This is a genomic window from Streptomyces sp. NPDC026246, assembly GCF_055567995.1.
In genome coordinates this window covers 83264-94883 of the sequence record NZ_JBVHPJ010000015.1, presented here as the reverse complement: position 1 = coordinate 94883, position 11620 = coordinate 83264, and the positions used below count along the sequence as shown (strand labels likewise).

Here is an 11620-nt window from a genome sequence, read left to right as displayed (position 1 = left end):
CTACCTTTCGGTCATTCTCCGCAGCGGCATTCGAGTGGAGGCCGACATCTCGTCCCAGCGGGCGGTCAGTTCGGCGACGGTCGGCGCGGTGAAGAGGATGCTCATCGGGATTTCCACGCCCAATTCCGCGCGCACCCGGGCCACCAGCCGGGTGGCCATCAGCGAATGGCCGCCCAGAAGGAAGAAGTCGTCGTCCAGGCCGACGCGTTCGGCGCCCAGAACCTCGGCGAACAACGCGCACAACGTCTCTTCCCGGGGTGTCCGGGGAGGCCGGTACTCGTCCCCGGCGAACTCCGGGCGGGGCAGGGCGGAACGGTCCAGCTTGCCGTTGGGCGTCAGGGGCAGTTCGGCCAGGGTCACGAACGCGGACGGGATCATGTAGGCCGGAAGCCGCTGCCCCACCGCGTCCCGCAGCAGCGCCGTGGTGGGTTCGGCACCCGCCTCCGGCACCACGTACGCCACCAGCCGGCGGTCCCCCGGGCGGTCCTCCCGGGCGATGACGGCAGCCCGGCGCACCGCGGGATGGCGGGTCAGGGTGTGCTCGACCTCGGCGGGCTCGATCCGGTGACCGCGCAGTTTGATCTGGTGGTCGGAGCGGCCGAGGTACTCGACCTCGCCCGTGGCCGTCCAGCGGGCGAGGTCCCCGCTGCGGTACATCCGGGCGCCCGGCGGACCGAACGGGCAGGCCACGAACCGCTCCGCGGTCATGCCCGGCCTGTTGTGGTATCCGCGGGCCAGGCCCTCGCCGGCGATCCAGAGGTCGCCGGTGGCGCCGGGCGGTACCGGGCGCAGTGCCCGGTCCAGTACGAGGATCCGGGTGCCGGCGACGGGGCCGCCGACGGAGGGAGGCATGCCGCGGCGGCCGGGGAGCACACGGGCGGCGGTGGCGTAGACGGTGGTCTCGGTCGGGCCGTAGAGGTTGGTGACCTCCTCGGCGTGCCGGGACAGGGTTTCGGCGAGCCCCAGCGGCAGGGCCTCGCCGGTGGAGATCACCCTGAGCCCCGCCAGACAGGCGGGCGCGTGGGTGACCAGGCTCTGCCAGAGCGCCGGGGTGGCCTGCATGACGGTGACACGGGACTGTTCGACGAGGTCCAGCAGGGCCGTCGGCTGGGTGATGTCGTCCTTGCCGGCCAGGACGACCCGGCCACCGGTGAGCAGGGGCAGGAACAGTTCCAGTGCGGCGATGTCGAACGCGACGGTGGCGCAGGCCAGCAGCCGGTCGTCCGGCGTGAGGGCGAAACGCTTCTGCATTCCGGTCAGCAGGGTCGCCAGCGCGCCGTGCCGGACCACCACGCCCTTGGGTGTGCCGGTGGAACCGGACGTGTAGATGACGTAGGCGGCGTGGTCGGCGCCGAGCGGTACGCGCGGGCCGCGGGCGGGGTGCGGGGACCGGTCGGACAGGTCCACCGAGGCCAGCCGCTTCTCGTCGAGGACCAGGACCGGTGCGCTGTCCTCGACCACGGCCCGCACCCGTGCGGCCGGGTACTCCGGGTCCACCGGCACGTACGTGCCGCCGGCCTTCCACACGGCCAGCAGGGCCACCACCAGGTCGGTCGAGCGGGGCAGGAGCACCACGACCCGGGACTCCGGGCCCACCCCCTGCCCGGCCAGCCAGTGCGCCAGCCGGCCGGTCCGCTCCTCCAGCTCCCGGTAGGTCAGCCGGTGCCCGCGGAACTCGACAGCTGCGGTGTCGGGCGTCCGGGCCGCCTGTGCCGCGATCAGTTCGGGAACGGTCCGCTCGGGGGGTGTGACCGCGGTGTCGTTCCAGCCGTGCAGCACCTGTTCGCGCTCGGCGTCGGACAGCACGTCGAGCGCGCCGGCGGTGGGCCGCGATCCGGTGGCGAACTGCCGCAGGATCCGCACCAGCCGGTCGGCGAGCGCCTCCACGGCGGTCCGCCCGAAGACGTTGCGGCGGTACTGGAAGGAGATCCGCAACAGCGGGTCGGCCGCCGCGATGACGGTCAGCGGATAGTGGGGCGGGGCGTACGGGCGGATGCCCGCCACCACCGGTCGCGCCGATCCGGATCGCGTCGAGGCATCCGGGGCCTGACCGGTCCGGTCGACCGGGAACGACTCGAACACCACCAGCGTGTCGAACAGTTCGTTCAGCCCGGTCGCCCGCTGAATGTCGGCGAGTCCCACGTGGTGGTGGTCCAGCAGTCCGGCCTGGGCGTGCTGGAGCCGTTCGAGCACTTTCGGAACCGGGTCGGCCGGCGTCCACCGTACGCGCACCGGCACCGTGTTGATGAGCAGGCCGATCGTGGTGGCCGCCCCGGGCAGCCCGGTGGGCCGGCCGGCGACCGTGGCGCCGAACAGCACGTCCTCGCTGCCGGTGAGCTGGGCCAGCACCATGGCCCACGCGCCTTGCACCAGGGTGTTGGTGGTGACGCCCCACTCCGCGGCGCGGCGCGCCAGGCCGGTGGTGTCCTCCCCGGTCAGCGGCACGTCGATCTGCCCGCTGCCGCTGTCGGCCGGCCGGGCACCGGGTGTCGTGGGCGCCAGCAGGGTCGGCTGCGTCACCCCCGCGAGTTCCCGGGCCCAGGCGCGGGCGGAGTGTGCCGCGTCCTGCCGTGCGAGCCAGCTCAGGAAGTCCCGGTACCCGTGCGAGCGCGCCGCGTGTCCGGTGTCGCCGGACGTGTACAGGTCCATCAGTTCATGTCCGATGAGCGGCACGGACCAGCCGTCGAGCAGTACGTGATGGGCGGTGAGGGCCAGTTCGGCGTGGCGCGGGCCGAGGGTGACGAGGGTCAGGCGCAGCAGCGGCGGACTGTCCGGGTGGAATCGGGCGTCGCGCTCCGCGGCGAGGATCTCCTCCAGCCGCCCGGGTGCGTCGTCCTCGCCGGTGAGGTCGAGGTGCCGCCAGGGCAGCGGGACGTCGTCCACGACGATCTGCACGTGTTCACCGGTGGCGCTCGGCTGGAACGCCACCCGCAGGTTCGGGTGCCGGTCGAGCAGGGCCTGGCCCGCCGCCCGCAGGCGCCCGGGGTCGATGGCGCCCTCGAGCCGGAACACGAACTGCGTCTGGTACGCCTCGGACGCGCTGCTCGCGAGCATCGTGTGGTAGAGCAGCCCGTCCTGCAACGGCGTGAGCGGCCACACGTCGCTGACGCGTCCGAAGCGTCCTTGCCAGTCGTCCAGTGTCTCCTGACCGACCGTGACCAGCGGGACGTCGGACGGGGTCAGGCCCCGTCCGCCGGCTGCGACGAGGTCCCGCAGGCCGGTCAGGGCGGCACACCAGGTCCGGGACAGGGCGCGGACCTCGTCGGCGGTCAGCACTCCGGTGGCGTAGGTGAACAGGGCGGTGAGGCGGGCGTCGTCGCCGGTCCCGGTCACCAGGGCGTTCAGTTCCAGCGCGCTGGGGGCCGGCATGTCCGCGGCCGGTGCGGCGACCAGCTCGGCACACTCGGGTGCCGGGGTCCAGCCGGCGCCTCGGGCGGGGTCCTGGCCGGGCACCGGCTCCGGGCGTTCGAAGGTGAAGCGCCCCAGGAAGTTGAAGCCGATGTCGTCCGCCGGGTAGGGACGCAGCAGCTCGGTGGTGTCGCCGTTGACGTAGCGCAGCAGGGTGTAGCCGATGCCGCCGTCGGGCAGGACCCGCCGCTGCTCCTTCACCCGCTTCAGGGCGTCGCCGGCGGCTGCCGCTCCGGTGATCGCGGCGTCGACGTCGATCCCGGAGACGTCGAGGCGTACGGGGGTGACCGTGGTGAACCAGCCGACCGTGCGGGACAGGTCGGCGCCCGGCACCAGCTCCTCCTGCCGGCCGTGCCCCTCCAGCCGGACGACCGTCGCGCCGTCGGTGAGGCCCCGGCCGTGCCGGGCCAGCGCGAGGACGAGGGCGGTGAGCAGGACGTCGTCGGCGCCGCTGCCGTAGGCCGCGGGTACGGAGGTCAGGATGGCGTCCGTGAGCTCGGCGGGGAGTTCCACCCGGACGGTGCGGGTGGTGGAGGTGACGTCCCGGCCGGGGTCGAGCGGCCGCGAACCCACGGGTGTGACGGGGGCCGCCAGCAGGTCGCGCCACCGCGCCACCTCCACCACCCGCTCGGGGCGGGCCGCTTCCGCGGCCAGGGCGTGCAGCCAGCCTCGCAAGGAGGTGCCCACTCGCGGCAGCACGGGAGTTCGGCCCTCCCGGACCTGGTGCCAGGCCGCGGCCAGGTCGGGCAGCAGTACCCGCCAGGACATGCCGTCGACGACCAGGTGGTGGGCCGCGACCAGCAGCCGCCCGGGCCCGCCCGCGCTCCCCCGGAACCACACCAGCCGCAGCATCCGCCCGGCGCGGGCGTCGATGTGCCGCACGGCTTCGGCGGCGCGGGCACGCAGCAGGGTCTGCCACGCCTCGCCGCCCCAGTCCCCCGTGCAGTCGACCCGGTCGATGAGGGCTCCGGCGTCCACCGCGCCGGGTGGCTGCACCAGCAGGCCGTCGTCCGTGAGTCGTGAACGCAGGACGTCGTGCCCGTCCAGCAGGCAGCGCAGGGCCTCGGTGAGGTCGTGCAGGTCCACGGCCTCGGGCAGCTCCAGCACCAGCCATTGGGCGAGGCGGTCCAGTCCCGGGCCCCGCTCGGCGTAGAGCCGGGCCATGGGGGGCAGCGGCAGCAGGCCGACGCCCCCGCCCTCCGGTTCGGCGAGGGCGGCCGGGGCGGTGGTGCGGGCCGCCGCCTGTGCCAGCGCGGCGACCGTACGGCAGTCGAAGACGGTGCGCGGGCTGAGGGCGAGGCCGCCGGCGCGGGCGCGGGCCACCACCTGGATCGCCCGGATGCTGTCACCGCCCAGAGCGAAGAAGTCGTCGTCCACCCCGATGTCGCTCAGACCGAGCACCTCGGCGAAGGCGGCGGCCAGGAGGCTCTCCTCCTCGGTCGCGGGCGGACGGTGGGCGCGGCGGATGATCTCCGGCTCGGGCAGCCCGGCCCGGTCGAGTTTGCCGTTCGCGGTCATCGGCAGGCGGTCCAGCGCGACGAAGGCCGCGGGCACGAGGTGGGCGGGCAGCCGGGCAGCGACGAAGGCCCGCAGCTCGGCGAGGTCCACACCGGCGTGGAGGTCCCAGTCGGTGCCGGCCGGGCGGCTTGCGTCCGCGGTCACCGGGACGATGTAGGCGACGAGTCGGGCGGCCGCGTCCGCGCCCCGGCCGGGCCGGGCGACGACCGCCGCCCTCAGCACCGCGGGATGGCCGGTCAGCGTGTCCTCGATCTCCTGGGGCTCGACCCGGAAGCCGCGGATCTTCACCTGGTGGTCGGCGCGACCGGCGAACTCCAGCTCGCCCTGGGCGTTCCACCGCGCCAGGTCACCGGTGCGGTACATGCGCCGTCCGGGTTCCCCGAAGGGGCAGGCCACGAAGCGCTCCGCGGTCAGGCCACGGCGGTCGTGGTAGCCCCGGGCGAGTCCGGCGCCCGCGATGTAGAGGTCGCCGAAGACGCCGGGCGGCAGCGGTCGCAGCCGGCTGTCGAGGACGTAGAGCGCGGTGTTCCAGATCGGGGTCCCGATCGCAACGGTGCGCGCCCCGGGCCGGTACTCCCAGGCGGTGACGTCCACGGCCGCCTCGGTCGGCCCGTACAGGTTGTGCAGCGGCACACCGAACGTCCGGTGGAAGCGCGCGGCCAGTTCGGCCGGCAGCGCCTCTCCGCTGCACACGACTCGGCGCAGACCCGTGCACGAGGCGGCCACCTCGTCGGTGACGAACTCCGCGAGCATCGACGGGACGAAGTGCGCCGTCGTGACGCCGGCCCGTCGGATCAGCTCGGCGAGGTAGTCCGGGTCGCGGTGCCCGTCCGGTCGGGCGATCACCAGGGTCGCGCCGGTGATCAGCGGCCAGAAGAACTCCCAGACGGACACGTCGAACGAGGCGGAGGTCTTCTGCAGGACCCGGTCGGTGCCGTCGAGACGGAAGCGGTCCTGCATCCAGAGCAGCCGGTTGACGATCGCGGCGTGTGTGACGACGACGCCCTTGGGCCGTCCGGTCGATCCCGACGTGTAGATCATGTAGGCGGGGTGGTCGACACCGTGTGCGGCGGGGGTGACGGGCCCTTCGGTGGGCGGGACGTCGTCGACCAGGATCACGGGGACGTCCGTCGGGGGCAGCCGGTCCGCCGTGTCCTTGGCCGTCAGCAGCAGGGCGGGCCGGGCGTCGGCGAGCATGAAGGCGACCCGGGCGGTCGGGTAGTCCGGGTCGACGGGCAGGTAGGCGGCGCCCGCCTTGAGGACCGCGACCAGCGCGACGACCAGTTCCGGGGAGCGGGGCACCGCGACGGCCACGCACCGCTCGGGTCCGGCGCCGCGCTCGGTGAGCAGGCGTGCGAGCCGGCCGGACCTCTCGGCCAGTTCCCGGTAGGTCGTCGGCGACCCTTCCCACATCAGCGCGACGGCGTCCGGGGTGGCGCGGGCCTGCTGCTCCAGCAGTTGGGTCAGGGTCGCCCGCGGTGTCGGCACGGTGGGGCCGGCGTACTCGGTGAGCAGCGCGTGCTGCTCGGAGGGGTGCAGCGCGGTGACGGTCCCGACCGGGGCGTGCGGGTCGGCCAGGGCCCTTTTGAGGAACGTCGTGAACCGGTCGGCGAGTCCGGCGATGTCCTGGTCGTCGTACTCGGTGCGCGGCGCGTCGAACCGCACGTACAGGTCGCTGCCGGACCGTCCGTCGGTGTAGACGCAGATCATCACCTCGTCGATCACGCCGAAGGTGCCACCGGCGAAGCGGGCGGTGGCGCCTGCCAGGTCGAGTGCCTCGACGGCGGGGAGGACGTTGACCACGGCGCCGAACGGGCTGCGCGCGTCCGCGGGGTGGCCGGTCGCCCGTTTGATCAGGGAGATGTCGTGCCGGGCGTGCCGCAGGACACGGCGCCGCTCCCGGCCGAGGGCCTCGGCCAGTTCCACGAAGTCGGCCGCGGGGTCCACCCGCGAGCCCAGCGGCACCCGGTTGGAGAGCAGGCCGAGGGAGCGGCGCAGCGCGCCGACACGGTGATTGACGGTGATGGTCAGCAGCGGCTCGGCCAGACCGCACATGTGCCCCAGGAACGCGGTGGCTGCCGAGGAGATCAGATCCGGCACCGAGGTCCCGGCCGCGCGGGAGGCGCGCTCCCAGTCGGCGAGTTCGGCGGCCGGGACCGTCGTGGTACGGGTGGACATCCCCTGCGGCGCGGTGAGGCCGTCCCAGTGTCCGGGCTCGCCGCCGGTGGCGCCCGCGGGCGGACGGACACCGGCGGGCAGACGGGCGGCGGGCAGGTCACCGGCGAGGTAGTCGGGCCAGAACCGCTCGGCGTCGGCGAACCGCTTCGACGTCCGGTAGGCGGCGTCCTTCTCCGCCGCGTCCCGCGGCGGGTTCGGCGCGCCGGCCGGCACCGGCGAACCGGCGCGCAGCGCTCGGTAGATCTCGGCGATCCGCCCCGACAGCAGGGTGAGGACACCGAACGCGTCGGTGAGGATGTGGTGGAAGACGAGCACGAGCAGGTGACGTCCGGGGCCCAGCCGGAGGGAGCCCGCCCGCAGCAGCGCGTCCTCGGCGAGGTCGAAGGGCCGGCGCACGAGCTCGGCGACGACCGCGCGGGCCGCGTCGGCGGGGTCGTCGGCGTCGCCGACGTCGAGACGGAACGGCTCCCATCCCGAGAGGTCCCGGGCGACCGGCCGCAGCACGTCGTCGTCCCGGCGGAAGTTCACCTGCAGCGCGTCGGCCTCCGCCACCGCCGCGCGCAGCGCGTCGGCGAGCAGGGCGGTGTCCAGGTCGCCGTCGATGTCCCAGAGGGTCGCCACGTTGTTCGGTACGTCGGGGCTGAACTCCTGTGCCAGCCACATGGCTTCCTGCGCTGACGTGACGCCGGTACAACCCATCCAGATGCCCCCAGCACAGTGGTTTCCCGGTCAACGGCCCCTTGCCGTGCCCGATGTTTGTCGTGGTCCAGGTGGTCGAACAACCGCGATGAAAGATGTTGGCCAGAGATCGAAAAGGAATTGGCCATCACCCGAAACGTCCGCGCCACTCGGCGCCTTTCGGCGCCACCGGGCGCCACTATCGGTGCGGCTCCTCGGCCGACTCGGCCCGGCTCCGGTTGTCGTGGCCGCTGGTACGGACTACCTGAGCAACCGTCAGTTCGTAGGAGGTGTACCAGTGTTCGCGGCCCATGCGCTGCGCCACCCGGTGCTCGGGGTCGCACCGCCATTTGTCGAGTGTCTCCCCGTCGCGCCACATCATGACGGCGAGACGTTCTCCGTCCTCCCCGGTGTAGTGCTTCACCTCCACCGGATCGGACCCGGCGATCGCGCGGACCCGCTCCTGCATCCGCTCCTCGGTCGCCTCGTACTCCTCGCCGGCCTGCTCGGACAGGTGCGACTTGAACAGGATCACGAACATCCGGAGTCCTCCAGGGTTGCTGTGGTCGGGGCGTGGACGGGGACGCAGGCACGCAGCCGGTCGTCGGACACCGACACCAGTCCGGTGCCGTGCCGGGCCAGCAGATCCGCCACGAGCCGGTCCAGACGCCGGTCGTCGCGCAGCACGGAGGCGTAACCCTCCTCGGTGAAGGCGCACCGCTCGTACAGCGGAACGAACCGGTCGGGGAAGAGGGCCGTCAGCCGCCCGCGCAGCACATCCGCTGCGCTCTCCTCGCGCGGAGGGTCGGCCATGGTGAAGTAGTGCCGGTAGGAGAGTTCGGAGATCGCGTGGGCGTCCTCGGTGCGCGACCTCTCGTAGGCGGCCAGGCCCGCCGACCGGTCGGTGGAGGCGTCGAGGCAGTCGACGAGGACCCGGGCGTCCTCGAAGCCGCAGTTCATGCCGTGCCCCATGAAGGGGGCCATCGCGTGACAGGAGTCGCCGAGCAGCGCGAAGGTGTCCCGCCAGACCCACCGGTCGCAGTGGACGGCCGTCAGAGTGGAGACCGCCTTGGTGGCGAGTTGTTCCTCGATGTCGGGGACGATGCCGGTCAGCTCGGGAAAGTGGGCGGCGAACATCGCGGACAGGTCCTGGCCGCCGCGGGCCGCCGCGTAGGACGGGGCGGGGCCGTCGAGGCGCATGAACAAGGAGCCCGACAGCTTCCCCGACGGCAGGGGGTGGGCGGCGAACATGGCCTGACCACTGGGCCAGTAGTGCGTGATGTCCGGCTCCAGCCGGCCGGCCGGCACGTCGATCTCCTGGTACGCCAGGTCCAGTGTGCGCACCTCGATGCGGGCGCCGCGTGCCTGGAGGGCGGCCCGGGTGGCGGAGTGCGCACCGTCGCAGCCGAGGATGCGACGGCACGTCAGCCGGCGGGAGCCGTGCCGGTCCTCCACCTGCACCGCGGGCCGGTCCAGGTCCACGGACCGCACGTGCTGCCCGAAGCGGATGCTCACACCGGGGGTGGCCTCGGCCGCGTCCAGCAGGATCCGGTGCAGCCTCCGGCGCTCCACCGCCCAGATGGGTCGGCCGTCCCGGCTGTAGGGAGTCATCCGCGTCCGGCCGTCGGGCAGGTGTCCGCACCGTCCGTGCAGGGGAACACATATCCGGCGTACGGCGTCCGCGACGCCGAGGTCCGACAGGGCGCGCCAGCCGCGTGCCGACAGCATCACGACGAGGGACCGGCGCTGCCGGCCGGGGTCGACCCTGGGGTCCGCCCGCTTCTCCAGGACGGTGACCGGTCCGAACCGGGGGGCGAGGTAGCACGCCGCCACCGCGCCGACCAGACCGGCACCCACGATGACGGTCTCCGGGTCGCGGTCCGTGCGGGTGGTGCCGTTCTCGGCCGTGGAGTGCGTGCCGTCGCCGCCCGTGCGGCCCGTGCCGGTGCCGTGCATGCTGTTCCCGCCCCTCGTCGGTTGCTCCGCCCGTGATGCGCGGGCGTCCGTGCGTCCGCGCCCGGTCATGGCCGCCGCAGTTCCGCCAGGACCGCGGTGCCCACCTCCTTCGTGCCGAGAGGTCCGCCGAGATCGGGGGTGACCCGGCCGGCCGCCACAGCCGCGGCGACCGCCCGGCGGACGGCGTCCGCCTCCTCGTTCCGGCCCAGGTGCTCGGCCAGCAGGGCCACGGAGAGAATCGCGCCGAACGGGTTGGCGATGCCGCTGCCCGCGATGTCCGGGGCGCTGCCGTGCACGGGCTCGAACAGGGCTCGTCCCGTTGCCGGATTGAGGTTGGCGGACGCCGCGACGCCCAGGCCGCCGGCGAGCGCGGCCGTGAGGTCGCTGAGGATGTCGCCGTAGGAGTTGTTGGTGACGATGACGTCGAAGCCGGTCGGGTCGGTGGCCAGTCGCAGAGCGGCGGTGTCCACGTAGAGGTGGGACGTCTCGATGTGGGGGTGCCGTGCCACCGCCTCGCCCCAGCACCGCTGCCACAACTGCCCGCCGTTGCGGACGGCGTTGGCCTTGTCGACGAGGCACACCGACCTGCGGGCCACGGAGAAGGCGAACTCCAGCACACGTGACACGCCGTGGCGGGTGCTGAGGTCCACGTCCACGGCGATCTCCTCGGGGGTCCCGGTGCGCATTCCGCCGCCGATGCCGCTGTAGAGCCCCTCGGTGTTCTCCCTGACGATCACGCAGTCGATGGCCCGGCGGGCCGGGTCGCGCAGCGGACTGAGCCTGTCGTGCCAGAGCCTGGCGGGCCGGTAGTTGACGTACAGGTCCAGTTCGAGACGCAGGGTGGTGAGGACGGCTCGCACGTACGGTGTGTCGCTGAGCCGGGGATCGCCGACCGCGCCGAGGAGCGCCGCCCGGCTGGATCTGATCCGGTCCAGGTCGGAGCCTGTCAGGGCCACCCCGGTGCGCAGGTACGTGTCCGCGTTGACGTGGTCGAGGATGTCGGTGCGCGTCCCGAGGCCGAGCGCGTCGAGGACGTCCAGGGCCGGCCCGATCACCTCCGGGCCGATGCCGTCACCGGGGATCACGGCGATGGTGGTCACGGCCGTCTCACTTCCGTCCCTGGCCGAGCACGTCCGCGACGAGTTCCGCGATGCCGGCCGTCACGTGGAAGTGCCCGCCCGGCCGCACGGTTTCGGTGAAGCCGCCGGTGGTGACGGCCGCCCATCCCGCCAACTGGTCCTGCTCCACCAGGGGGTCGCCCTCGCCGTGGTAGCAGCGCACGGGGCAGGAGAGCGGACGGGTGCCGGGGCGGGGGCGGTAGGTCGCGTGGGCCCGCAGGTCCGAGCGGATGACGGGCAGGAGCAGGTCGCGCAGTTCGGCGTTCCCGGCGATGGCGGGTTCGATGCCGCCCAGTGCGCACAGGGTCGTCCAGAACTCGTCGTCGGGTGCCTGGTGGGTGTCTCGGTTGTTCATCCGGCCGGGTGGCAGGGCTGCGGAGACACACAGGGCCCGGGGTCCCTCGCCGGCGTCCCTCAACAGCAGGGCGGTCTCGTAGGCGACCAGGGCGCCCAGGCTGTGCCCGAAGAGGATGTGCTCGCCCGGCGGCAGACGCCGCAGCTCGGACGCGACGGAGTCGGCCATCGCCGTCACGTCGTCCACCGGGGGCTCCCCGAAGCGGTCACCGCGGCCCGGGTACTGGACGGCCATCAGGGACACACCGGGCGGCACCGCGGCGGCCCACCCGCCGAAGGCGGTCCCCGAGCCCCCGGAGTGCGGAAAGCACACCACCCGCAGGCCGAGCGGGTCACCGGTGGCCATCGACCGCACCCATCCGCGCTCCCGTTTCCCGCTCATCCTGTTGCCCTCCCGGCGGCCGTCGTCC

General features: G+C 73.5%; 5 protein-coding genes. All 5 read right to left on the bottom strand.

Going from position 1 to position 11620, the window contains the following annotated elements; genetic code table 11:
* Positions 1-7803, bottom strand: coding sequence for an amino acid adenylation domain-containing protein (locus tag ACZ4M5_RS30085; protein ID WP_467741437.1), 7803 nt, complete (start codon positions 7801-7803; stop codon positions 1-3).
* A 178-nt stretch (positions 7804-7981) separates the two neighbouring features.
* Positions 7982-8323, bottom strand: coding sequence for an antibiotic biosynthesis monooxygenase family protein (locus ACZ4M5_RS30080; RefSeq protein WP_467741435.1), 342 nt, complete (start codon positions 8321-8323; stop codon positions 7982-7984).
* The gene (locus ACZ4M5_RS30075) at positions 8314-9738 is read right to left on the bottom strand and encodes an FAD-dependent oxidoreductase (protein ID WP_467741433.1); all 1425 of its coding nucleotides are present in this window, start codon (positions 9736-9738) and stop codon (positions 8314-8316) included. Before ACZ4M5_RS30075 ends, ACZ4M5_RS30080 begins: the two co-directional genes overlap by 10 nt.
* 65 nt (positions 9739-9803) lie before the next feature.
* Positions 9804-10838: an isocitrate/isopropylmalate dehydrogenase family protein gene (locus ACZ4M5_RS30070; protein WP_467741431.1), complete on the bottom strand. Its 1035-nt coding sequence runs from the start codon at positions 10836-10838 to the stop codon at positions 9804-9806.
* A gap of 7 nt (positions 10839-10845) precedes the next feature.
* Positions 10846-11592, bottom strand: a complete 747-nt coding sequence (locus ACZ4M5_RS30065) for a thioesterase II family protein (protein WP_467741429.1) — start codon at positions 11590-11592, stop codon at positions 10846-10848.
* Positions 11593-11620 lie beyond the last annotated feature (28 nt).